The organism is Arthrobacter saudimassiliensis (genome assembly GCF_059090665.1).
This window is the reverse complement of record NZ_JBNHFX010000005.1, coordinates 148022-174687: the sequence shown is the minus strand read 5'-3', so window position 1 is coordinate 174687 and position 26666 is coordinate 148022. Positions and strand designations below refer to the sequence as shown.

The window sequence follows — 26666 nt, the reverse complement described above, 5'->3', positions numbered from 1 at the left end:
TCTGCCGCAGGGGACCAGAATCGTACTCATGCGGGTTAAAGAAACTGCGTGCGCAGGTACTTCATTGGAATCATTAGCTGCAGTTCTGATGTGGGTGACCGGTGGCAGTCGGCGAGTTTCTCGTAGAAGTCTCTGGCTGCCTCGTCGCGGGAGTGGATCAGCATTGCCCTAGCTCCAACAGCTTCACTTACTTGCGCCGCCCGCTTGAAAGCATCCGTAAGTAGAGCCGCGCCAATGCCCTTCCCTTGGTGTTTTCGATCAACAGCTAGGCGAGCCAGCAGTATGCAAGGGATTGAAGTTGGTACGGACCCCTTCTTGATTGGCAGGGGCGCCTCTGCCCTGTCCACTCCTGCCACTGCGATGGAGTAGTAGCCCGCTACTACTCCATCTGACATGCATACATATGTGATGGCGTTGTTGGCTCGGAGATTCTCATAGGCAAACTGCCGAAGCCAGTCATCCAACTCTTCGGCGCCGGAATCAAATCCTGAGCGGTCATCATCCTTTTCAAGCTTCCGCGGGTGATGAAAGCTCATTCTGCATCAGAAAAAGGGTTCGGGCGGCGTGCCAGGTTCTCCAGCTTACGAGTTGAATGTAATGGTGCATCCAGGAGCCTATTAAATTCTTCCCATTGAGACTCATTTAAAAGGAACCATCTGCGGTCAGCTAAAACCCGTTCAGCCTCCATGCTGGCGCTTTCCATAATAAAGTCTGTGAGCGATCTGTCTGTGGCCTCTGCGGCCCGCCGGATCAAGCTCTCCTGGCGCTCTGTTGCTCGCACCTGTATTCTCTGATTTTTTTTAGTTTCCATCATCTCCCCCTCGTACGTACAGCGTCCGTACTGTGAGTACATTGTGCGTACGGCGGGTCTCGAATGTCAACTCTTGGGCTGCGTCTGCTCCTGACGGAGGCTTGGTCCCATCGCATAGAGCGCGTCGTAGAACCTGTGATCAAGGACCTGCAGGAGACGTCTGCCGACCTGAGCAGGAGTAGCTCGTCTTCTTGGGAGTTGATCGTCAGTCGCTGAGGCCGTTCACGTGCTCGCATGCCTCGTCCAAAGCAGCAGGCCTTCCCGACACAGGTTTGGCGGCTCTTTGCCCTGAGGCTCCCCGCATAGGGTGGTCAGTACTCTGCCCCGAACTACTTGGCTGAGGGGAGCAATCGATCTCCGGGTAGAGATGTGTTCTCTTAGCTGGTGTCTGATCATCGCCTGGCCTCCCATTAGCTCCTACAGTTGCATCGGCTGCATCGGCTGCATCGGCTGCATCGGCGGAAATCGGTAGAGGGCGGCAGTGGAAGGATTGCCGAGGTCCGCTCTTGGTAGAGCCGGTACTCCGGATAGCGGCTGCGGGAGATGCTCTCCGTAAACGTCGTCGAGCCGATGAACAGCAGGGTCAGGAGCGCCGGCCCGGCCAGGGTCCAGTGCAGCCACGTCCCGGAGGCGATGACCGCGAAGCCGTAGAACAGCCACCACTGCAGCTGCTCGAAGAAGAAGTTCGGGTGACGGGAGAAACGGAAAAGCCCGGTCTGCACGAAGCCCGGCTGCGGGGTGCGGCCGTCTGCCCGCTCAACCTTCTTCCACTGCTGGAATCTCCATTGCTCCTGGTCCGCCGCACTCTCGCCGGCCAGGGCCCCCATAAACAGAGCCGCCAGCACCCAGTCCGCGGCGGTGAGCGGGCCTGGATGCTGATAGACCGTCAGCACCGGGAGCGTCATCAGCCAGATGATGGCGTTCTGATAGACGCTGATGAAGGCGAAGTTAAAGAGCTGGAACTGCCAGGGCCGCATCCTGCGCTGCAGCACGCCCCACCGGTAGTCCTCACCGCCGGGACGGTAGCCGCCCTTGCGGGCATAGTTGAACGTCAGGCGTGCACCCCACAGGGACACCAGGACGGCCATCAGCACGATCCGCGGATCCCCGCCCGAGGCGGCCGCATAGAGCCACAGGTAGACGCTCGGCGTCAGCGACCAGATCCGGTCCGTCCACGAGTACTCCCGGGTGAGCAGCGACATCACCCACGTGCCGGCGGTGGTCGCAACGAAGAGCCAGAAGCCGAGAAGGAACGGGTCCATTCCCGGCAGCGTACGGTGACGCGCCGTCGTACGGGACCCTTTGCCCGCTTCCCAGGCGGTCCGAGCCAAAAGTCCGACACAAAGCAGGCAGGGCCGCCGGTTTCCCGACGGCCCTGCCTCATGCCATTATCCGGTGGCCTTCCCTGCCTAGCGTGCGGCGGGTGCCACCAGCTCGGTCACGCTCGGCACCGCTGCGCGGGCTGCTGCCGCGGCGGCCTCGTCCTGGAGGGCGGCGGCGGCGTCCTGCGCCTCGCTGCGGGTGCGGTACGCCTTCACCTCGGCGTCGCGGCGGGGCTGGTCCCAGCCCAGTGCCTCGGCGGCCAGGTCGGCGATCTCCTCGACGGCGTCCAGGCCGTGGTTCGGGGCTTCCCAGACCAGGCGCGTGCGGACGTCGAACAGGTCCTCCAGGTGCAGGGCGCCCTCGTGGGTGCAGCCGTGCACGATCTCCGCGCGCAGGTAGGCCGGGGCGCCCTGCAGCGGGACGGCCAGCTCCGGCCGCTCGTCGACCAGCTCGAGGACCTCGCTGATGGCCGAGCCGTAGCGGTCCAGCATGCGCATCACCTGCTGCTCGTTCCAGCCGTACCTGACGCCCAGCGCGGCGGCCTGGCGGGTCAGCGGCAGGTAGCCGTCGGCGCCCAGCAGCGGGGTCTTGGCGGTGACGGAGGGCAGCTCCTTGGCGCGTGCGCCGAGGGCCAGGTCCACGGCGTCCTCCGCCATCACCCGGTAGGTGGTCAGCTTCCCGCCGGCGATGGCGATCAGGCCGGGCACCACCTCGGTGACGGTGTGCTCGCGGGAGATCTTGGTGGACTGCTCGTCGCCCTTGGTGCCCGGCTGCAGCAGCGGGCGCAGGCCGGCGAACGTGCCGATCACGTCGTCGCGGGTCAGCGGCTTCTCCAGCACCACGTTGGCGTGCTCGATCACGTAGTCGATGTCCGCGCTGGTGGCGACCGGCGTCGACAGGTCCTGGTGGTACGGGGTGTCGGTGGTGCCGATGATCCAGTAGCGCTCCCACGGGATCACGAACAGCACGGACTTCTCGGTCTGCAGGATCAGGCCGGTCTCGCCGGAAATCCGCTCCCGCGGGACGACGATGTGGATGCCCTTGGAGGCCAGTACCTTCAGGCCGCCGTCGGCCTTGGCCAGGTCCTGGGTGGTTTCGGTCCAGACGCCGGTGGCGGTGATCACGGACCTGGCGCGCACCAGGCGCTCCTCGCCGGTCTCCAGGTCACGCACGACGGCGCCGACCACTCGGCCGCTCTCATCCTTGGGGAACCCGACGGCGCGGGTCCGGCTGGCGGCCAGCGCGCCCAGGCGCACGGCGGTGCGGACGATGGTGAGCACCAGGCGGGCGTCGTCGACCTTGCCGTCCCAGTACTTGATGGCGCCGACCATGGTCTCCGGCTTGATGTCCGGGAAAGCCTCCTTGACGCCCTTCAGGCCGAGGTGGCGCTGGATGGGCATGGTGGCGTTCTTGGCACCGACGTGGGCCATGGTGTCGTAGAGGCCGATGCCGGCGGCGACGTAGGGGCGCTCCCAGCCGCGGTGGGTGATCGGGTAGAGGAAGGGCACCGGCTTGACCAGGTGCGGGGCCAGGGAGTCGAGCAGCAGCTCACGCTCGCGCAGCGCCTCGGCGACCAGCTTGAAGTCCAGCTGCTGCAGGTAGCGCAGCCCGCCGTGGACCAGCTTGGAGGACCACTGCGAGGTGCCGCCGGCCCAGTCCTGGGCCTCGACGATGCCGGTGCGCAGGCCGCGGGACACCGCGTCCAGGGCGATGCCGGCGCCGGTAACGCCGCCGCCGACGACGAGGACATCGAGTTCGGGGCCATCGGCCATGTCGTTCAGGGCCGCGGTGCGGGTGGCCGCGGTAAGCAGGCTGGAGGTCACGGTGAAACCTTTCAGAGGGGATGGGACGACTTCGTCCCGGCAGTGCTGTTCGAAGGACTCTAGGCCCCGGCTGGGAGTACGATCAAAGCAATTGAACAAACGTGCACAAGTGGGAAGGCGGTCATGCACGAAGACGCCCAGCTGTACCGCGCCGCGGAGCTCTACTACATCCAGGGGGCCACCATGGAGGCCGTCGCGGAACGGTTCGCGGTCTCCCGGTCCACGGTGTCCCGCATGCTGCAGGCGGCCCGGGACCGGGGCATTGTGCGTATCACCCTGGCCGCGCCGGTGGACACGGGCAATGAACTGGTCCGTGCCCTGCAGAAAACCTTCGGTGTCACCACCTACCTCGCCGCCGTCTCGCCGACGGCCACGCCGGCGCAGCGGCTGGAAGCGGCGGCCCGGCATGCCGCGGTGCTGATCGGGGACTGGTTCGGAGACGGCATGACGATGGGCGTGGCCTGGGGAACGACGACGTCGGCCGTCGCCGCCCACGTGCAGCCCAAGCCGACCCGGGACGCCATGGTGGTGCAGATGAACGGCGCGGTCAGTGCGCGGGACCCGGAGACCGGCCGGGCGCCCGGGCTGCTGCCGCAGATGGCCGCGTCCTTCGACGCCGCGCTCATCGAGTTCCCCACCCCGGCGTTCTTCGACGACGAGCGGACCCGGGAGCTGATGTGGCGCGAATCCACGGTGCGCCGGGTCCTTGCCGTCCGCGCCGAGGCGGATCTGGCGGTGTTCAGCGTGGGCGCCTTCGAGGGCCCCTCGCCGTCGGAGGTCTACAGCGGCGGCTACCTCACCGAGGACGCGTTCCGGGAGTTCGCCGCGCACCGGGTGGTGGGCGATGTGTGCACGGTGTTCCTTCGGGAGGACGGCACCTACGCCGACATCGGCCTGAACCGGCGGGCCTCCGGGCCCACGCCGCAGGAGCTGCGCCGGATTCCCCGGCGGTTGTGCGTGGTGGCCGGAGACCACAAGGTGCCCGGGCTCATCGCCGCGCTGCGGGCCGGAGTGATCACCGACCTGGCGATCGACGACGGCACCGCCCGGACCCTGATGCGCCGGCTCTCCCGGCTGATGCCCGGCGCGTTCTAGCCACCCGAGCGTTCCAGACACCGGAGCGTTCTAGCCGCCGGAGCGTTCCAGCCGCCGGGCCGGCGCCGCCGGAGGGGGATGGCGGCGGCGCCGGCCCGCTGGTGGAACGTCCTAATGGTTGGCCAGGCCGGCGGTCTCGCCGCCGTCGACCACGAACTCCGCGCCGGTGGAGAAGCTCGACTCGTTACCGGCCAGGAACACCACCATGTTGGACACTTCCTGCGCCTCGCCCATCCGGTGCAGGGCCACGTGGTTCATCGGGTTGTCCATGCCCTCGGTCATCGGGGTCCTGATCACGCCGGGGTGGATGGAGTTGACCCGGATCCCGTACTTGCCCAGGTCCAGGGCCACCGACTTGGTCAGGCCGCGCACGCCGTACTTGGTGGCGGTGTAGCCGGGCAGCTCCACGAAGCCCTGCAGCCCCGCGGTGGAGGAGATGTTGATGATCGAGCCGCCCGTGGACTCCTTCAGGGCGGGAATGGCCGCCTTGATGCCCAGGAACACGCCGGTCAGGTTGATGTTCACAATGGCGTTCCACTGATCGAGGGTGAAGTCCTCGATGTGCCCGAAGTTGGCGATGCCGGCGTTGTTCACCAGCACGTCCAGGCCGCCGAACTCCTCGACGGCGGTGCGCACCGCCGCCTCCCAGTCCTCCGGGCGGGTGACGTCCAGGTGCACGTACCGGGCGCCGTCGCCGAGGGCCTCGGCGGTCTTCCGGCCGTCCTCGTCCAAAATGTCGCCGATGACGACGCGCGCGCCCTCCGCCACGAGGGCCTTCGCATGCGCGGCACCCATGCCCCGGGCGCCGCCGCTGATCAGGGCCACCTTGTTCTCCACGCGTCCCATGCTGTCTCCTTCTGTTGAACGGTTGCTTGTCTTCTTCAACAGCGGTCACATCGGAAGATTCCGCCACGGCACCGGATGTGACCGGGAGAACGGACCCGGGTGGCCGGGAGCACGAAAATGGTCCCTCCGACGGAGGTGCGGGCCGGCAGCCGGCGGTACGTTGGGCTGAGAAGCACCTGCTGCACCGCCCGGTGCACCAATCCGAAAGGCCCCCAAATGCGCCGCCTGTTCGCCGTCGCCCTCCTGACCGTGCTGGCCCTGCTGGGGGGAGCGCCGGCAGCGCTCGCCGTGACGCCCACCGACATCGTGGTGGAGGACACCGCCGGCGTGCTGGACCGGAACACGCTGCTGCCCGCCCTGGAGGAGATCGACTTCTACGAACCGACCAAGGTGGCCGTGTACACCCGCAACGGCAGCGCCTCCGACAACTTCAACGAGGAGGTCCTGACCTATGCCCGGGCCGAGCATCCGGACTGGCTCAGCCCCGACGGCCAGAAATGGGCCGACGGACTCTACCTCTTCGCCTTCGACCCGGTCGGCCGGCAGGTGGGCACCTATATGGGCGAGGACCGCAAGGTCAGCCTGGAGCAGCGCGAGGACATCCAGGAGTCCACGTACGACCTGCTGCGGGATGCGCAGTGGACCGACGCCGCGATTGCCGGCGTCGAACGCGGTGCGGAACTGATCAACCGTCCCTGGTACCGGAACCCGGCGCTCTACGTCGCCGGGGGCGGCGTCCTGGCGGCGGGCGGCATCTCCGCCGGCGCCGTCGTGCTGGTGCGGAACAACCGGCAGAAGAAGAACCGGGAGAAGCTGCGCGAGGCCGAAGCCGCCTACGCCAGCGTCACCGCGGACCTGGACGCAACCGAACTGAACACCCACACCATTCCGGAGAACTCCCCCTACGGCGCCAAGGTCCTCGACCGGTACCGCAGCTTTCGGGAGCAGTACTCGGAGGCCACGGAGCTGGGCAACCAGGCGCGGGCGTTCTCCGACAAGGAGCTGAAGACCACCGGGGCCACCAAGGTGATCGACCGCTACGCCGAGACCGCCGGTGAGCTCGACGCCGTGGACGACGTCATTGCCGACACCAACACCCTGCTGAACCGGGCACCGGGCTGGGAGGCCGCATGGGAGCGGCAGGCCATGCCGCTGCGCGAGGACCTGGAGGAACTTGACGAGGTGTTCGCGCAGGGCCTGGCCTCCGGCCCGACGGCGGATGCGCTGCGCCGGTTCCGCAGCCGCACCCAGGACCGGCCGGGGGAGTGGGCACAGGCCCTCGCCGAGGGGCGGATGAGCCCGGAGCAGGCGCTGGATGAACTGCGCCGCGCCCGGGAGGAACTCTCGGCGCTGCTGCAGGAGCACAGCGAGGCCGCGATGGAGGCCTATGCGAAGAACAAGACCGAGCTGGAGTCGATGCGCGGGGAAATGGAGAAGGCCCGCAGAAGCGGCACACGGTACCGGCGCGGTTACGGCATCCTCGACGCCGCGTACCCGTCCACCTGGTATTTCACCGCCCCCATGTATATCCAGAGCTACAGCGCCGGGGTGAGCAGCGTGGAGTCCGCGCGCTCGGCGGCCAGCTCCGGTTCCAGCACCGGCTACGGGGCCAGCGGCGGCAGCTTCTCCGGCTCGGGCAGCTCCTCGCGCTTCTGAGGCGGGAGTTTCCTGACTGCCGGCGGTTCGGGGGCTCCGCGGCGGGCGCGACGACGGGCACGGTGGGCGTGAAAAACTGGGAGCATGCTCCCCGCCGACACCGTCCAGCCCATCGTCCTGCTCGTTGACAAGGCGGACCCGGCCGCACATCACGACGCCGTGGCAGCCGCCGCGCTCGCATCCGTCCGGTCCTACGCGGCCCGGCAGGACGACGCCGCGTGGGCCGGCTGGGTGGACGGGCGCTTCACCAAGACCGTGCGCCGCGCCGGGCCGAAGGCCTTCACCAAGCTGGCCGCCGGCGCCCCCGGCGGAATCACCGCCGTCGGCAAGGCCCGCGCCGTCGCCTTCGAACCGGTGACCTATGAGCAGATGCCGCGGGCGCTGCGTGCCCTGCAGGTTTCCGGAACCGAGCTGCCGCGCACCGGGGACGGGCCCGCGGCCGATGCATGTGCCCCCGTACCCGTGATCGTCCTGAACGCCGGACTGAAAATGTCCACCGGCAAGGCCTCAGCGCAGGCCGCGCACGCGCTGCTGGCCTGGTACCTCCAGGCGGCGGACCGCACCGGCGGCGCCGACGCCGGGGATTACACCGTTCCGGCGCTGCCCGCGGTCCCGGCCACGGTGCTCGTGCGTGAGCTGGACGCGGAGGACTTCGCGGCGCTCGCGGACCGGCCCGGCAACGGCCCGCTGATCGTCGACGCCGGGCTGACCGAGATCGACCCCGGCACCGCCACCGCCTTCGTGGCCGCGGGAGCGCCGGCAGCTGCCTGACCTGCCGCGCGCCGCGTGCGGCACCGTGCCGTCTCCGGCACGCGGCATGCGGCGTTCGGGCAGTCTTCACCCGCGATTCACCTTTCGGCCAACGAGGCTTTCCCTGACTTGGGAAGTCTCGACGGTGAGGCTCCCGTGAGGGGATGCCTTCCCGGACACTCCGGGGCACCGCACCCGAAAGGCATACCTTGGTCTCCACCCGTTCCCGCCGGCCGGTACTTCCGGCCGACGCTGCCCGCAGGCGCCGTTCCGGCACCGCCGGAGGCGCCCTGCTCCTCGCCGGCCTGCTGGCCGCCTCCGCCGCCGTTCCCGCGCAGGGGGCCGTGCCGATGCGCTACGACATCCGGCCCGGCTCCGACGTGCTGATCAGCGAAATCGCCAACGGCGGCGCCGGCGCCACGCCCCAGGCGAACCGCGACTCAACGAAGAACTTCATCGAGATCACCAACTACGGCGCCGGGCCGATGGACATCTCCGGCTGGAAGATCTACCGGTGCGGGCAGACCGGCGGCGGCTACGGTCCGCAGGCAGTGGTGCCCGCCGGCACCGTCCTGGCCCCGGGAGACCGGTTCACCGCCGCCCGGGCGGGCTCCGGCTACGCCGCCGACGCGTTCTACGACACCAGCCTGCACGAATTCGGTTTCGGCGCGTTCCTCGAGGACGGCACCGGACAGCGGGTGGACGCCGTCGGCTTCTACCACGCCGACGTCGCCACGGACTGCGCCGACGTCAACGGGAACTGGCTGCAGCGCGGGCTGCAGCACCGGCTCGATGAATCCCACCAGCGGGTGGCCAACACCGGAAACCTCGAACAGGACTGGGTGGTCGCCACCCGTACCGTCGACGCCCCGAACGCGGCCGCCGGAACGGTACGGGAAGTGGACAACGGACTGCGGATCACCGAGTTCACCAACGGCGGCTCGGCCGGAACCGCGGAACAGTACGTCGAGATCACCAACCAGGGCGCCGCACCGGTGGACATGGGCGGCTACCAGCTCTTCCGCTGCGGGGAGAACGGCACCCAGTACGTGCAGATCGGCTCCGTGGCCGCCGGATCGGTGGTGGCCCCGGGCGACAGCTGGGTCTTCGCCCATGAGGCGTCCCCGCTCGCGGCGGAAGCCGACGCCACGTACGCCACCGGCCTGCACTTCCGTGACTTCGGGCTCATGCTCCTGACCGCGGACGAGCAGATCGTGGACCGGGTGGGCGCCTACGACAACCGCAACAGCGCCTGCACGGACGGCGCCCCGGTGGAGGCGAAGCTGAACCCCTTCAACGACGAGGCCTACCAGAGGGTGGCCGACACCGGCAGCAATGACGCCGACTTCGCGGTCACCACCACCCGCACCCCCGGCAGCCACGACCCGGCCGCCGTTCCGACCGCTGCCGCGCCCTCCCCGCACACCGGCCTGAAGATCAGCGAGATCACCGCCGCCGGCCCCGCCGGCAGCGCCGACGAATTCGTGGAGCTGGCCAACTACGGCACCGAGCCGATCAACCTTTCGGGGTTCTCCGCCTTCCGCTGCTACGGCAGCGGACAGGCTGGCGTCGGGCCCAACGCGCAGGTTCCGGACTTGGGCAACGTGACCCTCGCCCCGGGCCAGACCTACCTGATGGCCGCCGCAGGCGCCCCGGGTGCCCTGCTCAGCTCGGCCCAGGCCGTCTACACGGAGGGCCTGAACGAGACCGAGGGGTACGGCATGTACATCACCGACGACACCGGTGCGCTGGTGGACGCGGTGGCCGTGTACGACGTGAACGTCGACCGCGATACGCCCTGCCGGCTCGGCGAGGAGGCACGCAACTACACCCGCTTCGACGAGGGCGAGTCGATGACCCGCGCGCAGCATACCGGGGACAACGAACACGACTTCCAGGCGGCCCCGCGCACCCCCGGTGTCCTTGTGGACACCCCCTACGTGGATCCGACCGTTCCGCTGCCGGGCGAAACGGACCCCGTGGCCGTGGCCACGGACGCCGTTCCCGGCACCCCGGCGCTGAAAGTGGACGCGGGCACCGGCGACGGCGCCGATCTCGGCATCACCGTCACCGACGCCGACGACTCCGCCCTGGAACTGAGCACCCGGACCGCTCCGCTGCGTTCGGACGAGGACGTGACGGTCCACGCCGGCGTCAGCCCCGACCCCGTTCCGGCCGGTCTCTCCGTCGACGGCGAGCGGGAGGTGACCGGCTCGGAGCGGCAGGAGCCCGACACCCGCGGCGAGGACGGCGGCTTCCCGTTCCAGCGCTTCGAGATCCCGGTGCCGGACGCCGCGGACCTGCCCGAGTTCACCTGGACCGGAACCGGCGAGGCACGCAACGAGGTGCAGCTGCTCGCCTGGACGGGGGCCGAGTGGCAGCAGCTCGCGGCCGCCGTCCCGTCCGGCGACGGCGACCTGACGCTTTCCGCCGCCCTGCCGGCCGAGGCGGTCACGGACGGCGTCGGTCACCTGATGGTGATCGACGGGCCGCGCACCGCAGGCGGGCTGCTTGATGAGGTGGGCGTGGCCGACCAAGCCTTCGCGAACCCCGGCAGCTACGACTTCGCGATCAACCACATGACCGACACCCAGTTCTACTCCGAGGGCTTCCGGGACGTCTTCCGGCAGATGGCCACCTGGGTGATCGCCAATGAGGATGCCCGCAAGATCGCCTACAACTCGCTGACCGGCGACATCGTCGAGAACTGGATGAACGGCAACCACTCCGCGGAACGCGCCGACCGTGAATATGCGGCGTCTCGGAGCATCGTGGGCCTGCTCAACGAGGCCGGCGTCCCCAACGGCGTGCTGCCCGGCAACCACGACAACATGTGGGGCTACAACAACGACAAGTACAACGAGTACTTCCCCGTGGAGATGTTCTCGGAGCAGCCTTGGTACGGGGAAGCCTGGGCCCCCGGGGACAACTCCGCACACACCGATTTCTTCACGGCGCAGGGCGTGGAGTTCATGGTGATCAACCTGCCCTACCGCCCCTCCCTGGAGCAGATGGAGTGGGCGTCCGCGCAGGCACAGGCCCATCCGGGGCACAACGTCATCCTGGCCACGCACTCCTACCTCCACACCAGCGGCGCCCGGGACAACGTCGAGCTGCGCTACGGTGCCACCGGTGATGCGATGTGGAACACCGTGGTGGCCCCGAACGACAACGTCTTCCTGGTCTTCGGCGGGCATTACCACGGCGTGGTCACCAGCTACGCCGACCCGGTGACCGGCGAGCAGGTGGACGCCACGGAGGTCGCCGGCGACGGCGCCTACGCCATCACCAACGTCGGGGCGAGCGGGCGCACGGTGGTGGAGATGCTGGCCGACTACCAGGGCTACCGCTCCACCCAGTCCGCCGATCCCACCGTTACCCGGGCCGATCTGCTGGACCGGGACACCGGCTTCCAGCGCCTGCTCCAGTTCGACCTCGACGCCGGGCTGATGGCCGTGAACACCTACTCGCCGACCCTGGACTCGTTTGAGGCCTGGAAGTACGACGAGCCCGAGTTCCGCGGCGCGGCCGCCCGCTACGACGCCGGAGACGACGAGTTCGTCGCCCAGGTCTCGCTGCGCCGGGACACCACGCTCACCGCCTCCGGGTGGGCGGTGACCGGTCCGTCCGCCGAAGCGGACGCCGCGTCCGTTCCCGCCGGCGCTGAACGCCGGGTCGCCCTGCCGCGTACCGACGTCGAGCAGCTGGTCACGGTGCGGGCCGCCGACGCCGCAGGCAACACCGCCGCCGCGGTCACCGTGCTTCCCGCCGCCGCAGCCTCCCCCGGGGAGCCGGGCAGCCCGACGCCGGGCGGGCCGGCGGACCCGCAGCCGTCGCCGGAACCGTCCGATAATGCCGGCGGGGGTGCAGCGGAGGACGGCGGCCCCTCCGCGCCCGGCGGCGAGGCTGAACCGTCAGACGACGCGGCGTCGGGCATCGCGGATCTCTCCGTGCAGGGCGGCCTGCCCGACACCGGGGTGGGTGCCGGTATCCTCACCGCCGCCGGGTTGGCGCTGGCGCTGCTGGCGGCCGGATCGCTGATCCTGATCCGCCGCCGGCGGGCAGCGGACCGGCTTCCGTGATGCGCGCAGGTCCTGCTCGGCCCGCTAGAGGCGGAGCAGGGCCTGCACCGGAAGATGGTCGCTGGGCCAGCGTCCGTTGTGCCGGAACGGGTTGATGGCGGTGGACCGGGCCGGCATCCCGTCGGTGCCCAGGATCCAGTCGATGCGGCGGCCGCCCACGGCAGGCATCTGGTACCCCGGCGAGGTGCCGTACGCCGGCGTCAGCCGGTTTCCGGCCGTCCGCCAGGTGTCCCGGAACGTTTCGGAGCCGACGAGGATGGAATACACCGGAGACGCCGCAGCGGAGGCGTTGAAGTCGCCCATCAGGATCATGGGCGTTCCGGCGAACCAGGTCCTGGCCTCGGCCATCAGCCGGGCGCTGCGGACCCGCGCATTCTCCGACTCATGATCGAGGTGGGTGTTGGCGGCAACGAACTCCCGGCCGGTGACCCGGTCCGCGAACCTTCCCCAGGTGAGAACGCGGGGAATCCGGTTGCCCCATGTCCTGGATCCGATGACGCCGATGGCATCGGACAGCCAGAACTGGTTCCACGCCACCAGGCGCAGCCGCGCGCTGTCGTAATAGATGCTGCAATGCTCTCCGTGCCAGCCGCCTTCCCGGCCGTAGCCGACCATCCGATAGGTTGCGGGCAGGGCGTCCGTGACGGCGGCCAGCTGGTGAAACTCCGCTTCCTGCACGCCCAGCACCGTGGGCTGCTCCAGACGGAGCAACGCCTGCAGGGCGGGAATGCGATCGGGCCAGTAGTCAGGCTGGCCCGGGCGCGCCTCGGAGCTTTCCATCCGGATGTTGAAGCTCATCGCGTGCACGTCCGGAGCGGCCGCCGGGCCGATCAGCTGCCCCGGCGGCCGCTGCCGGCCGGCGGCGTGCCCGGGAGAGACGGTACTGAACGTTGCCGCCAGCGTGGCGGCGCCCAAGGCCCCCAGGACTGTCCTGCGGCCTGCTGTTCCCTGATGCTCCTGCTGGGTTGCGTTGTCCACGGCTGCTCCTCTTTCGCTCTCCGGGCCACCCCTGCGCATGGCATGCTGTCCCGTCGGCGGCAGCCGTCGACAGGGCACGTGTCCCGTGCAGGTAGGTTTCCCGTATAAGACGCCGGCGAAGCAACCTGAACGGCGGGACGCGGGCGGGCCGCGGTGCAGCGGAGGCATACTGGAACCGGACGGAACACGCCGTCCGGCCCCCATAGCTCAGCTGGTCAGAGCAACCGACTTTTAATCGGTGGGTCGCAGGTTCGAACCCTGCTGGGGGCACCTGGCGGAGCCGGTCGGGGGAGGCGGAGGTCCGGTGCCGGGCACGCGGCCTGCCGCACAGCCCCGGCACCGGCTTTATGAGGCGGCGCTCACACCGGGGTAGGGTGGGGAGGTTCCACCTCGTGAAAGGCCAGCATGAACGACCGCATTCTCCACCCCGGACTCCGTAACCTGCTGATGTCGGCCGACCAGGCCGCATCGCTGATCAAGCCCGGAATGACGGTGGCGATGAGCGGATTCACCGGCGCCGGGTACCCGAAGTCGGTGCCGCAGGCGCTCGCCGCGCAGATGGAGGCGGCCCACTCCCGCGGCGAGGAGTTCCGCATCAAGGTGCTGACCGGGGCGTCCACCGCGCCGGAACTCGACGGCGTGCTGGCCAAGGCCGGGGGCATGGAGCTGCGGCTGCCCTATCAGTCCGATCCCGAGATGCGCCGGCGGATCAACGACGGCGAACTGGAGTACCTCGACATCCATCTGGGCCACGTCGCCCAGCACACCTGGTTCGGGTTCTACGGACACATCGACCTGGCCGTCGTGGAGGTCGTGGGCATCAACGAGGACGGCAGCCTGATCCCGTCCTCCTCGGTCGGCAACAACAAGACCTGGCTGGAGCAGGCCGACAAGGTGATCCTCGAGGTCAACCTGCAGCAGTCCGAAGCCATGGACGGCATGCACGACGTCTACTACGGCACCGCCCTGCCGCCGCACCGCAAGCCGATCATGCTGACCGAACCCGATGACCGGATCGGCGAGCCGTATCTGCGCCTGGACCCGGAGAAGGTCGCCGCCGTCGTCGTCACCGACGCCCCCGACCGGCTGACGCCGTTCGCCGACCCGGACGAGGCCTCCAAGCAGATCGCGGCCAACCTGGTGGACTTCTTCGGCCACGAGATCAAAGCCGGCAGGCTGGGGGAGTCCCTGCTGCCGCTGCAGTCCGGCGTCGGGAACATCGCCAACGCCGTGCTGGCCGGGCTGGCCGACAGCGGCTACCGCGGCCTGACCGCCTTCACCGAGGTCATCCAGGACGGCATGCTGTACCTGATCCGTGACGGGGTGCTGGAGAAGGCCTCCGCCACCGCCCTCTCGCTCAGCCCGGCCGGCATCGAGGAATTCAACCGGAACATTGCCTTCTACCGGGAACGGATCATCCTGCGCCCGCAGGAGATCTCCAACCACCCCGAGCTGATCCGCCGGCTGGGCTGCATCGCCATGAACGGCATGATCGAGGCCGATCTCTACGGCAACGTCAACTCCACCCATGTGGCGGGCACGGCGATGATGAACGGCATCGGCGGCTCCGGCGACTTCGCCCGGAACGGTTTCCTGTCCACCTTCATGTCGCCCAGCACGGCCAAGGGCGGAAAGATCTCCGCGATCGTGCCCATGGTCTCGCATGTGGACCACACCGAGCACGACACGATGGTCGTCATCACTGAGCGGGGCCTGGCGGATCTGCGCGGGCTCTCGCCCAAGCAGCGGGCCCGCACGGTCATCGACAAGTGCGCCCACCCGGACTTCCAGCCCCTGCTGGAGGACTACTTTGACCGGGCCTGCCGGGAGAGCTTCGGCAAGCACACCCCGCACCTGCTGAACGAGGCGCTGTCCTTCCACCAGCGGTTTGTGGAGACCGGCGACAGCCGCCCGCAGGCAGCCTCGCTGTAGGCAACCCTGCGCGGGCGGGGCCTACCCCCGTCCGCGCAGCCGTTCCATGTCCCTGCGGTCCTTCTTCGTGGGCCTGCCGGTGCCACGGTCACGCACCGGAACGCCCAGCAGGTCGGCGGCCGGCCGGGCCGGCGTGCGGTCAATAAAGCAGTGCGAGGCCGGCTCCGCGCCGACCCGCTTGCTGATCAGCTGACGCACCTCGAGGATCCGCTCGTGACCGGGGAGCCGGATCCGCACCGTGTCGCCGGGCTGCACCGGCTGGGCCGCCTTCGCCGGGTTGCCGTTCAGCCGGATGTGCCCGGCACGGCAGGCCGCCGTGGCCGCGGAGCGGGTCTTGTAGGCCCGTACGGCCCAGAGCCAGGCGTCGATGCGGACTGTCTTGGCGGTGGGGGCTGGAATGCTCATGGTGGCTCCCGAGTCTAGTGCCTGCCGGGGCCGGCGGGCTATCGGCCGAGGATGTACAGGCCCAGCAGCAGCGCCCCGGTGGTGAGCAGCAGCCGCAGCAGGAAGAACAGCTGCGGAAAGCGCCGGGCCAGGCGCAGCCACAGCCCGGCACGGCCGGCAGGCCAGGAACGGGCTTCGCAGCGGAGCACGGTGAGGGTGAAGATGATGGCGCCTCCGACACCGCACACCGTGGTGAGGGCGCCGACCAGGTCGGCGTTGCCGTTCATGCCGCCCGCCAGCAGCACGCCGACGGCCAGGCCCAGGGAGCTGCCGCGGCCGATGAAATCGAGGTACCGGGCCATGCCGGGGAGGAAGACGGACCGGAACCGGGCGGGCACTTCCCGGCGGAGCATCCCCAGGACGGCGCTGCGGCGCAGCCGACCGGTGGCGGCAAGCTCCCGGACGCTTCCGGCCGCGGATATCGGCCCGGTCAGCGGTGCCAGCACCCGGGCTGCGAGCTGCTGCTGATCCACCGCCAGATGGGGGCGGGCCAGCAGATGGAGCAGCGCGGCCTGCGACGCCGCCCGCTCCTGCTCCGAAGGGCGGGAGCCCAACGCGTTGCGCAGCCGCCGGGCGAAGCCGGCAGCCGGGGAACGGTCGGTCGGGGAGGCCTGCACGCTGAACGGGCCCGCTGCCCAGGCCCCTGCACCGCGGGCCCCGGCCGGGACGGGCGCCGCCGCCGGTTCCAGTTCCCGCAGCCGGGCGTCCGCCAGCTCCAGGTAGGCGTCCTGCACGGCGGGGACCCCGGCGTATTCCCAGCAGGCCCGCCCCAGGATCCAGATGCCGAATCCCGCCGTCACCAGTGCGAAGGTCTGCAGAACCAGCCAAAAATCGAGCGACGCCACCGCAGAACGTTCCTTTCCACCCCGCCGGCGCAGCGCCGGGCAACGGGAGGAAGTCTTTCACACCCGGCCCCGTGTTACGGCGCTGCGTCCCCGTCCGCCTGCAGCAGCCTGCCGGCGAACTCGCGGGCCGCCAGCTGCCCGTCATCGAGCACCTGGCCCGGCAGATGCCCGTGCTCGGCGATCAGCCGGCGCAGCTCAGCCGGGCTCAGCGCATCCGGGCCGGCCAGATGGGCCACGGCATGGCAGTTAGGGCACAGGGGAATGAGGCCGGAAACCGGATCCGGCGCCCCGTCGCCGGGATCGAGGCGATGGACCTGGATGTAGCCGCCGGCCACCGGCCCGTAGGTCGACTCAAAGGAAAACCCGCACGCGGCGCAGCCGGTGCCGTGGTAACCGAGGCAGAGCCGCCGCAGCTGAGGATCGTGTTCCCAGCGGTCCACCGCCGCGTGGCGCAGTGAGGCGGGCGGGAGGCTTCCCGGGGCGGCGAGGAGCGGATCCGGCAGCAGCCGGGACGGCAGGTGGGCCTGCCACAGGCGTCTCAGGACGGCGGCGTCGGCTGCCTGGACCGCTGCGCCCGAGGGGGGAGGCTGCTGCCACCCCGTTTCCCGAAGCACCTGCTCCAGCGGCAGCTGATCCCCGGCCGGGAGCAGGGCGTCGGCGGTGACCGTGACGAACCACTGCCCGGCCTCATCCACCGCCGGCGCCGCAAGGGTGGCGCCGTGGCCGACGACACCCGGGCGGGAGCCGCGGATCAGGAACCAGGCCTCCGTTCCGGGCGGCAGGTTGCGCCGCCGCCCCACCGGCCAGTACCCCAGTGCCCGCCCGCGGACAGCAGCGGCTTCGGCTGCCGTCCGGTGCCCGCCGGCCCACCTGTCATGCAGCTCGGGATCCCAGGCGAGCAGGACGGCGTCGGGAGGTGCGGGGCTCACCGGGGCTGGTAGGTCAGGCAGTCCGCCTTTTCCGCGCCGGGGCCCACGCGGACGCCCTGGGCATCGCACATCAGGTGGTTGTTGAACCGGCATTCGGAACGCTGGCAGGCACCCACGTGGGCGAGGACCTTGGGCAGCCCCCCGGTCTGGGAGGTGTCGATGAAGGTGGCGCAGCTTGCATGGTCCTTTGCGCCGCTGACCGTAATGGCGTACGCCGTGCAGTCGTCATGGTCGTTGAAGGAACAGTCATGCACCGCGCAGGTGCTGACATTGGCGAGATGGTTGGTCATGAGTCCTCCCGGATCCGCGGTGGTGGAGCCGGCGCTGGTCCCCGGTTCCAAGGTCCCCTTCGGCCAAGCTACCACCGGGGGCACGCATTAAATAGGTCGAATTTGCGGTGCGTATTGGCCGCTCGCGCATCCGCCCGCTTTGGCCGGGAGACCCGGGGCGGGCTAGAACGGGAACATGGTGACAGAACAGCTGCGGCGGATGATCCTCGAGCGGGCCGGGCGCGAGGGCCTCGTGCTCGACGGCGGCCAGCTCCGCCTGCTTGACCGGATGCTCGGCGCCGTGGCGCCGGGCGGGAGGGGCCTGTACGTCTGGGGCCCGCCGGGCCGGGGCAAGAGCTGGCTGGCTGCGGCCGTCATTGAGGCGGCGGCGGAGGCGGGTGCCGGCCCGAAGGCACGGCGCGTCCACTTCCACGCCTTTTTCCGGGACCTGCATGCCAAGGTGTTTGCCGCCCGGGCCGCTGCCGGACCGATGGCGGAGCGTTCTGCGTTCGCAGAGGCCCTCGACCAGCTGCTCGGGGAGGCCCGGGTGCTGTGCTTCGATGAGTTCCATGTGGGCGATCCCGCGGACGGCATGTTCGTAACCCGGCTGCTGGAGCAGCTGCGGGCCCGGCGGATCACCCTGCTCGCAACCTCCAACTATCCGCCGCAGGACCTGCTTCCGGATCCGCTGTTCCACCACCTGATGGAGCCTGCGATCCGGGCGCTGACCGCGGAGCTGGAGGTCGTGGAGCTCGACGAGGGCACGGACTACCGCACCCTGCCGGCCACGCATCGGACCGGCTTCGCCGCCGGATGGCACCTGCCCGAGCCGGACGCCGAAGCGCTGCGGGCGGCCGGGCTGGCACGGCCGTCGGCTGCGGAGCGTGCCACGCTGCGCCCCGGCACCCGGGCCCTCGAAGCGCAGCGCGCCGGGGAGCAGCTGTGGTTCAGCTTTGAGGACCTCTGCCTGGCCCCGTCGGCGCCCTCGGACTACCTGCTGCTGGCGGGGCAGTACCGGCACTGGGTGCTCGACGACGTTCCCTCGGCCCGCACCGACAACCCCGACGGGTGGAAGCGCTTCGGCAACCTGGTGGATGTGCTCTACGACGCCGGCTGCCGGCTGGACCTGCTGGGCCTGCCCGACCTGGGCGAGGACGCGCCGGGCGCCGCGCATCCCACCGACCTGGCCCGGATCCGCAGCCGGCTGGCCGCGCTGCGGCAGCCGGTGGAGGCCATGCGGGCCTGACGGGGGCGGTGCGAAGCCGGCGCGCTAGCCGTCCGCCCCGTCGTCGAGCTCCTCGACGCGGCGCCTGGCACGCTCCGCCGCCCGGGCGGCCGCCCTGGCCGCCCGCCGCGCCGTGTCCCGCCGTCGGTCGAGGGTGCCGGCGCGGCGGTCGAGGCCGGCGAGCTCCTGCTCCAGCCGGCGCAGCTGCTCCCTCAGATCCTCCAGGTCATCGGACACGGCGTCGCGCTCCGCGCTCAACGCGTCCACCTCGGCCTGCAGAGACGAGAACTCCTCCTCCGCGCGGCCGGCCTGCTGCTCCGCCTCCGCCAGCTCGGCCTTCGCCGTGCGCAGGGCGCGGGCCTGCTCGGCCCGCCGGCGCTTGTCCTCGGCGCTTCGGGCGCTCGCCTTCTCCTGCCGTGACGGGCGCTTGGGCGCGGCGGTGCGGGGCGGCTTTCCGGCCGGGGCGCCGGCGGCCTGTACCAGGTCAGGCACGGCCACGGCGCCGTCAAGGTCCACGCTGCCCCAGCCGCTGGCAGTCAGGGGCCGGACCAGCTGGCCCGACGACACCACGGCGGCGGCGTCGGCGTCCGTCATGGCCGCCCACAGCGTCTGCTCCGCCTCCCCGGCCACGGTGTTGCTGACCTGCAGGCCCAGCTCGGCGGCCAGCTGCTGCCCGTCGCGGGCCATTGCCCGCAGCAGCCGCTGGCGCTCGGTGCTGAGCCGCCGCATCTCGCGCGGGTCCAGGTCCTCCTGGGCCTCGCGCAGGGCGGCCCCCAGCTCGAGCACGGAATCCATCTCCTCCCGCCGGTGCCGGGTGAGCATGTTGACCAGCCACGCGGCGGCGGAGGGTTTGGGCAGTGCCTTGATGCGCGCCGCGAGGTCCTTGTCCCCGTTCCGGCCCGCCGCGGCCGCCCTCGCGTTGCGCGCGGCCGTGAATTCGCCCGGAAGCAGTCCGTAGAGTTCGGCCACCGCTTCGGCCAGGGCGCCGCCGGCAGCCGGATCCGGGGCCGTGCTGCTCACAGGAACTCCGCGAACCGCCCGGCGGCAACCAGCAGGTTCAGGCCCAGCAGGATGGCCGGCAGGGTGACCATGTTCCTTTCGCGCCGGCGCACATGCACCCTGATGGCGAGCGCCATCAGCACGGCCAGGGCCAGGGCCGCCACCGGGGTGAGGATCTCGAACCGGTCCACTGCCACCGGAAGGATCAGCCCGACGGCGCCCAGCAGCTCCGCCCCGCCGATCACCTTGACCGTGGCGGGAGTGAAATCCTCCGGCCAGCGCAGACTGCGGGTCAGCCGCCGATAGGGCTGGATCAGTTTCATGAGGCCGAGTCCCGCGAACAGGATGGCCAGCACCAGCTGCAGCAGCCACAGCACAAGGACGGTCATCGGCACCTTTCAGACGGGTCAGCGGGAACGGATCACCGCTAAGCATCGCCCCGCCGACGGCGCCGGGGCAAGAAGATTCCACCCTACCGCCCGCACGGCCGCCGGCCCGGCACCGGTCCCGGTCACAGCCCGACGACGGCGTGCGGCACGTAGCCTTCCCCGAGCCGGCGCATCTGGTCCACATCCAGCACAACGTCCAGGGCGCCGAGGTCCTCGGTCAGCTGGGCCACGGAAGTCACCCCGAGCAGCGGGGCGGTGACCAGGGGGTTGGCCAGGACCCAGGCCAGGGCCACCTGGGCCCGGGACGCGCCGATCTCGGCAGCGACCTCGGCGGCTGCCTCACCGATGCGTCGGTCCGCCGCCCCGGCCTGCCGGTACAGCGCCTCCGCCCGCTCGTCCCGGCGCCGCCGCGGCGTATCGGCGTCCGGGCCACGGGCCAGACGGCCGCAGGCCAGCGTGCAGTAAGGCAGGGCGCCGACGCCGGCGTCGGCCAGGAGCGGGAACATCTCCCGTTCCTCTTCGCGGTAGATGAGGTTGTAGTGGCCCTGCATGGTGACGAACGGAGCCCACCCGTGCCGGCGCTGCAGGGACAGGGCCTTGCCGAACTGCCACGCCTGCATGCTCGAGGCGCCCAGATAGAGGACCAGCCCGTCCCGGACCAGCGAATCGAGGGCCTCCAGGGTTTCCTCCAGCGGCGTGGTGTCGTCCCATCGGTGGACCTGATACAGGTCGATGTAGTCGGTGCCCAGCCGCTTCAGGCTCTGTTCCACCTGCCAGCGGATGTGCTTGCGGGACAGGCCCCAGCCGTTGGGCCCGGGGCCCATCTCACCGTGCACCTTGGTGGCGACTACGACCTCTTCCCGGCGGGCATGGCGGTTCAGCACGGTGCCCAGGATGCGTTCGCTGTCGCCGGCGGAGTAGACATTCGCGGTGTCGAAGAAGGTAATTCCGGCCTCCAGCGCGGCGCGGATGACGGCCTGGGCGGCCTCCTCCCGCAGCGTCCAGGAATGGCTGCCCCGGTCCGGATCCCCGAAGCTGAGACAGCCAAGGCCCAGGGCGGAGACGGCGGCGCCTGAAGCGCCGAGCTTCACATACTGCATCGCGGTCACAGCGGTCCTTCCCCGGCAGCGGGCCGGCGTCGACGGCGGCGGACGGGCCGATGCTACCCCCGGCGGACGCCGGGCGAACAGGGCGGGACAGCAGATCAGCGGCTGAGCGGCGGACCTGCCGCCGGGTCCTGCCGCCGCCGCGATCCGCCGCCCTATACTGAGCCATGGTTTCCGCTCCCCGCGCCGACGCCGGCCCCCTTCCGGAGATCCACCCCGCTCCCGCCGTCGAGGTTCTGGCCGCACGCGCCGCCGCCCTGCCGCCTGTGGACGGGCCGCCGCGCCGGCTCGGCGACCTGCTGCTCGACTATCTGCGCCGGCAGTACTTGGAGCTGCTCAGCCAGGATCCCCGGGTGAGGGCGGGGGAGGACGACGCCGTCCACAAGATGCGCGTCGCCACCCGGCGGATGCGGTCGGCGCTGGCCAGCTACGGCCCCGTCCTGGCGGAGCAGCCCGCGCTGGGGCTGCGCGGTGAGCTGCGCTGGATAGCCGGCGCGCTGGGACAGGTACGCGATCCGCAGGTCATGCACGGCCGGTTCCAGGCGCTGCTCTCGTCCCAGGCGCCCGAGCTGGTGATGGGCGGCACCGCCCGCCGGATTGACGAGGAGCTGCTGGCCGAGCAGGCAGCGGCCAGGGCGCAGCTGCTGGAGCTGCTCGCCGGGCAGCGGTACGGGCAGCTGCTGCAGGACCTGGAGAACCTGATGCGCGGACCGCAGCGGCAGGCAGCCGCCGCCGATCCTGCCGGCAGAGGCGGCCGCGACGTCGTGCGCCGGCAGCGCCGCCGGCTGAAGCGCCACGTCAGGGCGGCCCTGGCGGCGGCACCGACCGGAGCCGGGAACGACATCGGAACGGACGGCGGAAACGGCGACGCAGCCGGGGAGGAGGCACTGCACACCGCCCGCAAGGCGGCCAAGCGGCTGCGCTATTCGGCGGAGGTGTGGGCCGGCGCCGAACCCGGGCCGGCCGGCAAAGTGGCTGCCGCCGCCGAACGGCTGCAGAAGATCCTCGGCGAGCACCAGGACGCGGTGGTCGCGGCAGGGTACCTGCGCACCTTCGGCGCATCCGGCGCCCGCAGCGGGGTCAACGCCTTCACCTTCGGCCGGCTGCACGCCATTGAGCAGCAGCGGGCCGCCGCGGCCCGGCAGCAGTTCGAGGCAGCCTGGGCCGGTTTCCCCAAGGTCCGCTGAGCCGCCTTCCGCCCTCCGGAGGGAGCATCGGAGATGGAGTCACCCTGGGCGCCGCTGCGGCGGCGGATGTTCCTGGTTCTCTGGCTCGCACAGCTGGGCTCGAACATCGGAACCTGGATGCAGACCGTGGGTGCCCAGTGGTTCCTGGTCGAATCCGGAGCCAATCCCGCCCTGATCTCCCTGGTCCAGACCGCGAACCTGCTCCCCGCGCTGCTGCTCGGCCTGGTGGCCGGCGTCCTGGCGGACGCGTTCGACCGGCGGCTGCTGGTCCTCGGCGCCAACCTGTTCGCCGCGGCCGCCGCCGGCACCCTGGCCGTCCTGACCGCCGTCGGACGGATGGAACCGGACAGCCTGCTGCTCTACACGTTCCTCATCGGCTGCGGCATGGCCATCAGCTCACCGGCGTGGCAGGCCATCATCCCCTCGCTCGTGCCGCGGCGCGAGATCCAGGCAGCTTCGGCGCTGGGCAGCGCGGCGATGAACGCGGCGCGGGCGGTGGGACCGGCGGTCGCCGGCGTCCTGGTGTCCCTGGCCGGCCCCGCCTTCGTCTTCGGGCTCAACACGCTGTCATTCGTCGGCACCGCCGCAGCGATCTACGTCTGGCGGTCCCCGCCCCTGGAGGAGGAGCGTGAGCGGCTCGGTGAAGCGTTCGCTGCAGGGCTGCGGTACATCCGCGCAGCTCCCCGCATCCGGCGGATCCTGCTGCGGGTGGTCCTGTTCATGGTGCCGGCCTGTTCGCTGTATGCGTTGCTGCCGGTGGCGGTGGACGGCCACCTGGGGCTCGGGTCCACCGGCTACGGGCTGCTGCTGGGTTGCCTGGGAGCCGGCGCGGTGGCGGGGGTGGTGCTGCTGCCAAGGATCCGGAAGCTGCCGGACAGCCTGGTCCTCGGAGCGGCGGCCGCGGTGTTCGGAGCCGCCGCGTGGGGAGCCGGCCACCTGCCCGCGGTGCCCCTGGGCATCCTGCTGCTCGTCGGCGGGCTGGCCTGGATCAGTACTTTCTCCATCCTCAACGCCGCGATGCAGCTGACCCTTCCGGAGTGGGTGCGGGCCCGCGGGCTGGCCGTCTATCTCATGGTCAACAGCGGCAGCCAGGGCCTGGGGGCCCTGTTCTGGGGATCCGCGGCCACGCGCTACGGGTATTCCGGCGTGCTGACCTTCACGGCCGTCCTCCTGCTCCTGGCCGGAGCGAGCGTCCTGGTGCTGCCGCTGCTGCCCGGCACGGGGCGGCTGGACCGCTCGGTGCCGGAGCCGGAGATCGACCTGCACCTCGATGACGACGCCGCTCCCCGGCCGGACGCCGGGCCGGTGACCCTCCTGGTGGCCTACGAGGTGGCGGAGGGGGAGCTGGAGGCCTTCACCGAGGCCATGCAGGAGGTTCGGCTGGTCCGCCTCCGCACCGGGGCGACCGCGTGGGAGCTGGTGCATTCCGTGACGGACGAGGAACAGTTCCGGGAGATCTACGAGGTGCCCACATGGCGGGAGTACCTGCGCCAGGAGCACCAGCGGATCACCGGTGAGGACCGGGCATTGATCCAGGACGCGGAGCAGCACCTGACGGAACCACCGCGGATCCGGTGGTTCCTGCCGGCGAACCCGGGTTAAGTCCGCACCCCCGGCGGCGGCCCTGCGGTGACTCCCAGCACCGACAGGGCGAGCAGGCACGTGGCCCGGACCTCTCCGTCCTCCAGATCCACCTCCAGCATCTCCCCCAGCCGGCGCAGCCGGTAAGCGAGGGTGTTGCGGTGAATAAACAGCTCACCGCAGGTCCGTCCCGTGTTGCCGCTGTTCCTGAGGTAGGAATGCAGCGTCTGCAGCAGGGCTGCGTTGGAGGGCAGGAGCACATCCCCCAGCAGCCGCCGGGCCAGGGACTCCAGCCCGGCCGCCGGCAGGCCCTGGACAATGCTTTGCAGGTCCGCCTGCCCGGCACAGTGCACTCCGGGGCCGGACTGGGAGCGTCGCAACAGCAGCAGGGTGAGGGGAAGATCCTCCAGGTCCTCGCCTGCGGCAACGCAGATTGAGAACTCGGGGACGTCCCGGGCACAGCCGGTCAGCAGCTTCGCCAGGGCCCGGGGCTGCTGCAGCTGTGCATGCTGCAGCACCATGGTCGTGCGGCCTTCCTCCTCCATGAAGCGGACAGGCCGGCCGGGGGCGTCCAGGGCGGTGCGGATGCGCCAGGCCACTGACCGAAGCTTGGCCCAGGCCGTGCCCTCCGGTGCCGAGACCTGGACGCACTGCCACGGCGCATCGACGTCGAACCCCAGCCCTGCCGCCCGCTCCCGCACCTCGCCGCGGTTCTGCGGCGACGCCTCGAGCAGCAGTTCGAACCAACGGAGGGCGTCGGAGGAATGCAGGGCCGACCGCGAGCTGAGGGTATAGCTCAGCTGCATGGCGAGGACCCCGGCCACCGGTCCCAGCAGGGGCTGCAGCAGCATGGACGTATCCACGCCTTCGATCCGCAGCTGGAAGCGTTCCGTTTCGGTGCTCGGCATCCGCAGCGCCGTCCGTCCGCGGCCGCCGCGCTCGCCGGCCGCCACCAGCTCATATCCGGCGCTGTCGGTGATGCTCGCCCGTCCGCCCACGGTCCCGGCCACCTCAGCCAGGACATCGGCCAGGGACGCGCCGCCGCTGGCCAGCCGGGCGCAGGTGTCCGCAAGCTCCCAGCCCGAGCGCAGCTCGTTGAACCGCTCCGCCCCAAGGCGCTCCTCGACCCGCCGCATGACCACCACAAATGGAACGTCGGCGCACAGTTCCAGCAGCGGCAGGTCGTGTTCGGTGCAGGCCTTGACCAGGCCCTCCGGCATCTGCCGGTGCGCGGCGCCCAGCCCGAAGACCAGCGCCGCGATGGGGACCGCGGCCAGCCGCTCGACGTAGGCCGCCCAGGTGCGGTAATCGCGGATGTTCAACCCCATGCCCTGCGTCAGGACCAGGGCGTTGACGCTCAGGAAGGGCGTGGGATCCATATGCTCGGTCGGCGCGCACCACGTGATGGAACGGCCAAGGCGCGGCGATCCCAGACCGGCTTTCAGGGTCATGCCCAGCTCGGGGTCGGAGGCCAGCTCTTCGACACGCATCGGCCCTCGGTCCTCCTAGCAGTCCGCATGCTTTTTGTGCAGAGTGCACCACACTATTGGACAGCTTCTGCAGGCTGCACAATATTGCGGCCGGGGCGGGAGCCATATGGTTTCACCATGCTGAGTCCGGAGACAGAACCCACGCCCGCGCCGAACGTCCTCATCAACTCCGATATGGGGGAGGGGCTTGGCCTGCACGCGTTCGGCAACGACGAGGCCCTCATGGAGATCATCGACGTTGCCAACCTCGCCTGCGGCTTCCACGCCGGCGACCCGGCGGTCATGGACCACACCGTGGCGCTCGCCGCCGACCACGGCGTGGCGGTCGGGGCGCATCCCGGGCTGCCCGACCTCACCGGCTTCGGCCGACGCCGCATGGTGCTGCAGCCCGAAGAAGTGGAATCGATGATGATCTACCAGACCGCGGCGCTGACCGGGTTCCTCGACAAGCACGGGCTGAGCCTGAACCACATCAAGCCGCACGGGGCACTGTTCGGCATGCTCTCCGCCGACGAGGAGCTGATGGAGGCAGCCGCCGGGGTGGCGAAGCAGTTCGGAGTCCCCTTTTACGGCCTCGCCGGCACCGCCCATGAAGCCGTCTGCCGGCGGCTTGGCGTCCCCTTCGTGGCTGAACTCTACGTCGACCTGAACTACGGCCCCGCCGGCGAGCTGCTGATCCAGCGCCGGCCGGAACCGGCCGACCCGCAGCAGGCCTACGCCCGCGTCGCCGGGGCGCTCCGCGGAGAGCCCGTGCAGGCGGTCGACGGCACGCCTCTGGACATCGACTTCCAGAGCGTCTGCGTGCATTCGGACGCATCCACGGCCGTCGCCGTCGCCGCCGCCGTCCGACGCGCCGTCGACGAAGCCGCCCCCCGTTCCTGACCCTGCTCCATCGAAGAAAGGCAC

23 protein-coding genes and 1 tRNA gene are annotated in these 26666 nt (G+C 70.4%); 10 read left to right on the top strand and 14 right to left on the bottom strand.

The window, feature by feature from the left end:
* Positions 1-35: 35 nt before the first annotated feature.
* From AC5RV6_RS16850 to AC5RV6_RS16835, 4 genes are all read right to left on the bottom strand, one after another.
* A complete protein-coding gene (locus tag AC5RV6_RS16850) occupies positions 36-536 on the bottom strand; it encodes a GNAT family N-acetyltransferase (RefSeq protein ID WP_494008513.1) in 501 nt (166 codons plus the stop codon).
* Positions 533-814: a type II toxin-antitoxin system TacA family antitoxin gene (locus AC5RV6_RS16845; protein WP_494008512.1), complete on the bottom strand. Its 282-nt coding sequence runs from the start codon at positions 812-814 to the stop codon at positions 533-535. The genes AC5RV6_RS16850 and AC5RV6_RS16845 overlap by 4 nt, the downstream gene beginning before the upstream one ends.
* 407 nt (positions 815-1221) lie before the next feature.
* Entirely contained in the window at positions 1222-2073 is an 852-nt protein-coding gene (locus tag AC5RV6_RS16840; protein WP_494008511.1) for a DUF1295 domain-containing protein, read from the bottom strand.
* Positions 2074-2220: 147 nt separating this feature from the next.
* Positions 2221-3957, bottom strand: coding sequence for a glycerol-3-phosphate dehydrogenase/oxidase (locus AC5RV6_RS16835; protein WP_494008510.1), 1737 nt, complete (start codon positions 3955-3957; stop codon positions 2221-2223).
* Between the two features lie 123 nt (positions 3958-4080).
* Between AC5RV6_RS16835 and AC5RV6_RS16830 the strand changes: the two genes are divergently transcribed.
* Entirely contained in the window at positions 4081-5052 is a 972-nt protein-coding gene (locus AC5RV6_RS16830; protein ID WP_494008509.1) for a sugar-binding transcriptional regulator, read from the top strand.
* Between the two features lie 111 nt (positions 5053-5163).
* Here AC5RV6_RS16830 and AC5RV6_RS16825 read toward each other — a convergent pair whose 3' ends face one another.
* Positions 5164-5898 carry a glucose 1-dehydrogenase gene (locus AC5RV6_RS16825; RefSeq protein WP_494008508.1) on the bottom strand — a complete coding sequence of 245 codons (735 nt, stop codon included), beginning with the start codon at positions 5896-5898 and terminating at the stop codon, positions 5164-5166.
* A 216-nt stretch (positions 5899-6114) separates the two neighbouring features.
* On the opposite strand from AC5RV6_RS16825, the gene AC5RV6_RS16820 reads away from it, so the two are divergent.
* The 3 genes from AC5RV6_RS16820 to AC5RV6_RS16810 all read left to right on the top strand — a co-directional run bounded on the left by AC5RV6_RS16820 (position 6115) and on the right by AC5RV6_RS16810 (position 12386).
* Positions 6115-7554, top strand: coding sequence for a DUF5129 domain-containing protein (locus tag AC5RV6_RS16820; protein WP_494008507.1), 1440 nt, complete (start codon positions 6115-6117; stop codon positions 7552-7554).
* Between the two features lie 84 nt (positions 7555-7638).
* Complete coding sequence (locus tag AC5RV6_RS16815; protein WP_494008506.1) at positions 7639-8325, top strand: peptidyl-tRNA hydrolase; 687 nt, start codon at positions 7639-7641, stop codon at positions 8323-8325.
* Between the two features lie 188 nt (positions 8326-8513).
* Positions 8514-12386, top strand: a complete 3873-nt coding sequence (locus AC5RV6_RS16810; protein WP_494008505.1) for a lamin tail domain-containing metallophosphoesterase family protein — start codon at positions 8514-8516, stop codon at positions 12384-12386.
* A gap of 24 nt (positions 12387-12410) precedes the next feature.
* On the opposite strand, the gene AC5RV6_RS16805 is transcribed toward AC5RV6_RS16810, so the two are convergent.
* A complete protein-coding gene (locus tag AC5RV6_RS16805) occupies positions 12411-13364 on the bottom strand; it encodes an endonuclease/exonuclease/phosphatase family protein (protein ID WP_494008504.1) in 954 nt (317 codons plus the stop codon).
* Positions 13365-13560: 196 nt separating this feature from the next.
* Here AC5RV6_RS16805 and AC5RV6_RS16800 point away from each other — a divergent pair.
* Positions 13561-13634: transfer RNA gene (locus tag AC5RV6_RS16800), tRNA-Lys, on the top strand.
* Positions 13635-13769: 135 nt separating this feature from the next.
* A complete protein-coding gene (gene scpC, locus AC5RV6_RS16795) occupies positions 13770-15296 on the top strand; it encodes a succinyl-CoA:acetate CoA-transferase ScpC (protein WP_494008503.1) in 1527 nt (508 codons plus the stop codon).
* A gap of 21 nt (positions 15297-15317) precedes the next feature.
* Here the strand turns inward: scpC and AC5RV6_RS16790 are convergent, their stop codons facing one another.
* The 4 genes from AC5RV6_RS16790 to AC5RV6_RS16775 all read right to left on the bottom strand — a co-directional run bounded on the left by AC5RV6_RS16790 (position 15318) and on the right by AC5RV6_RS16775 (position 17804).
* A complete protein-coding gene (locus tag AC5RV6_RS16790; RefSeq protein ID WP_494008502.1) occupies positions 15318-15701 on the bottom strand; it encodes an RNA-binding S4 domain-containing protein in 384 nt (127 codons plus the stop codon).
* A 38-nt stretch (positions 15702-15739) separates the two neighbouring features.
* Positions 15740-16585, bottom strand: coding sequence for a hypothetical protein (locus AC5RV6_RS16785; protein ID WP_494008501.1), 846 nt, complete (start codon positions 16583-16585; stop codon positions 15740-15742).
* Positions 16586-16659: 74 nt separating this feature from the next.
* On the bottom strand, positions 16660-17514 hold the full coding sequence (locus AC5RV6_RS16780; protein WP_494008500.1) for an HNH endonuclease: 855 nt from the start codon (positions 17512-17514) through the stop codon (positions 16660-16662).
* Positions 17511-17804 (bottom strand): DUF1540 domain-containing protein, encoded by a 294-nt coding sequence (locus AC5RV6_RS16775; protein WP_494008499.1) that lies wholly within the window; start codon positions 17802-17804, stop codon positions 17511-17513. Before AC5RV6_RS16775 ends, AC5RV6_RS16780 begins: the two co-directional genes overlap by 4 nt.
* 175 nt (positions 17805-17979) lie before the next feature.
* Between AC5RV6_RS16775 and zapE the strand changes: the two genes are divergently transcribed.
* The gene (zapE, locus tag AC5RV6_RS16770) at positions 17980-19029 is read left to right on the top strand and encodes a cell division protein ZapE (RefSeq protein ID WP_494008498.1); all 1050 of its coding nucleotides are present in this window, start codon (positions 17980-17982) and stop codon (positions 19027-19029) included.
* 24 nt (positions 19030-19053) lie between these two features.
* Here zapE and AC5RV6_RS16765 read toward each other — a convergent pair whose 3' ends face one another.
* The 3 genes from AC5RV6_RS16765 to AC5RV6_RS16755 all read right to left on the bottom strand — a co-directional run bounded on the left by AC5RV6_RS16765 (position 19054) and on the right by AC5RV6_RS16755 (position 21496).
* Positions 19054-20028 carry a hypothetical protein gene (locus tag AC5RV6_RS16765; RefSeq protein WP_494008497.1) on the bottom strand — a complete coding sequence of 325 codons (975 nt, stop codon included), beginning with the start codon at positions 20026-20028 and terminating at the stop codon, positions 19054-19056.
* Entirely contained in the window at positions 20025-20396 is a 372-nt protein-coding gene (locus AC5RV6_RS16760) for a DoxX family protein (protein ID WP_494008496.1), read from the bottom strand. Before AC5RV6_RS16760 ends, AC5RV6_RS16765 begins: the two co-directional genes overlap by 4 nt.
* 122 nt (positions 20397-20518) lie before the next feature.
* The gene (locus AC5RV6_RS16755) at positions 20519-21496 is read right to left on the bottom strand and encodes an aldo/keto reductase (protein WP_494008528.1); all 978 of its coding nucleotides are present in this window, start codon (positions 21494-21496) and stop codon (positions 20519-20521) included.
* Between the two features lie 173 nt (positions 21497-21669).
* Between AC5RV6_RS16755 and AC5RV6_RS16750 the strand changes: the two genes are divergently transcribed.
* Positions 21670-22689 (top strand): CHAD domain-containing protein, encoded by a 1020-nt coding sequence (locus AC5RV6_RS16750; RefSeq protein WP_494008495.1) that lies wholly within the window; start codon positions 21670-21672, stop codon positions 22687-22689.
* Between the two features lie 33 nt (positions 22690-22722).
* Complete coding sequence (locus AC5RV6_RS16745; RefSeq protein ID WP_494008494.1) at positions 22723-24291, top strand: MFS transporter; 1569 nt, start codon at positions 22723-22725, stop codon at positions 24289-24291.
* On the opposite strand, the gene AC5RV6_RS16740 is transcribed toward AC5RV6_RS16745, so the two are convergent.
* The gene (locus AC5RV6_RS16740) at positions 24288-25760 is read right to left on the bottom strand and encodes a PucR family transcriptional regulator (RefSeq protein WP_494008493.1); all 1473 of its coding nucleotides are present in this window, start codon (positions 25758-25760) and stop codon (positions 24288-24290) included. The two genes, AC5RV6_RS16745 and AC5RV6_RS16740, sit on opposite strands and share 4 nt — an antisense overlap.
* 117 nt (positions 25761-25877) lie before the next feature.
* Between AC5RV6_RS16740 and pxpA the strand changes: the two genes are divergently transcribed.
* On the top strand, positions 25878-26642 hold the full coding sequence (pxpA, locus tag AC5RV6_RS16735) for a 5-oxoprolinase subunit PxpA (protein ID WP_494008492.1): 765 nt from the start codon (positions 25878-25880) through the stop codon (positions 26640-26642).
* The last annotated feature ends 24 nt before the right edge of the window (positions 26643-26666 follow it).

What these genes read in the sequence shown, in the direction of transcription:
- AC5RV6_RS16825 (WP_494008508.1), bottom strand. Translation starts at nt 5,898, where the DNA reads ATGGGACGCGTGGAGAACAAGGTGGCCCTGATCAGCGGCGGCGCCCGG.
- pxpA (WP_494008492.1), top strand. Translation starts at nt 25,878, where the DNA reads ATGCTGAGTCCGGAGACAGAACCCACGCCCGCGCCGAACGTCCTCATC.
- zapE (WP_494008498.1), top strand. Translation starts at nt 17,980, where the DNA reads ATGGTGACAGAACAGCTGCGGCGGATGATCCTCGAGCGGGCCGGGCGC.
- AC5RV6_RS16840 (WP_494008511.1), bottom strand. Translation starts at nt 2,073, where the DNA reads ATGGACCCGTTCCTTCTCGGCTTCTGGCTCTTCGTTGCGACCACCGCC.
- AC5RV6_RS16755 (WP_494008528.1), bottom strand. Translation starts at nt 21,496, where the DNA reads ATGCAGTATGTGAAGCTCGGCGCTTCAGGCGCCGCCGTCTCCGCCCTG.
- AC5RV6_RS16815 (WP_494008506.1), top strand. Translation starts at nt 7,639, where the DNA reads ATGCTCCCCGCCGACACCGTCCAGCCCATCGTCCTGCTCGTTGACAAG.
- scpC (WP_494008503.1), top strand. Translation starts at nt 13,770, where the DNA reads ATGAACGACCGCATTCTCCACCCCGGACTCCGTAACCTGCTGATGTCG.
- AC5RV6_RS16850 (WP_494008513.1), bottom strand. Translation starts at nt 536, where the DNA reads ATGAGCTTTCATCACCCGCGGAAGCTTGAAAAGGATGATGACCGCTCA.
- AC5RV6_RS16820 (WP_494008507.1), top strand. Translation starts at nt 6,115, where the DNA reads ATGCGCCGCCTGTTCGCCGTCGCCCTCCTGACCGTGCTGGCCCTGCTG.
- AC5RV6_RS16830 (WP_494008509.1), top strand. Translation starts at nt 4,081, where the DNA reads ATGCACGAAGACGCCCAGCTGTACCGCGCCGCGGAGCTCTACTACATC.
- AC5RV6_RS16760 (WP_494008496.1), bottom strand. Translation starts at nt 20,396, where the DNA reads ATGACCGTCCTTGTGCTGTGGCTGCTGCAGCTGGTGCTGGCCATCCTG.
- AC5RV6_RS16750 (WP_494008495.1), top strand. Translation starts at nt 21,670, where the DNA reads ATGGTTTCCGCTCCCCGCGCCGACGCCGGCCCCCTTCCGGAGATCCAC.
- AC5RV6_RS16845 (WP_494008512.1), bottom strand. Translation starts at nt 814, where the DNA reads ATGATGGAAACTAAAAAAAATCAGAGAATACAGGTGCGAGCAACAGAG.
- AC5RV6_RS16740 (WP_494008493.1), bottom strand. Translation starts at nt 25,760, where the DNA reads ATGCGTGTCGAAGAGCTGGCCTCCGACCCCGAGCTGGGCATGACCCTG.
- AC5RV6_RS16745 (WP_494008494.1), top strand. Translation starts at nt 22,723, where the DNA reads ATGGAGTCACCCTGGGCGCCGCTGCGGCGGCGGATGTTCCTGGTTCTC.
- AC5RV6_RS16775 (WP_494008499.1), bottom strand. Translation starts at nt 17,804, where the DNA reads ATGACCAACCATCTCGCCAATGTCAGCACCTGCGCGGTGCATGACTGT.
- AC5RV6_RS16790 (WP_494008502.1), bottom strand. Translation starts at nt 15,701, where the DNA reads ATGAGCATTCCAGCCCCCACCGCCAAGACAGTCCGCATCGACGCCTGG.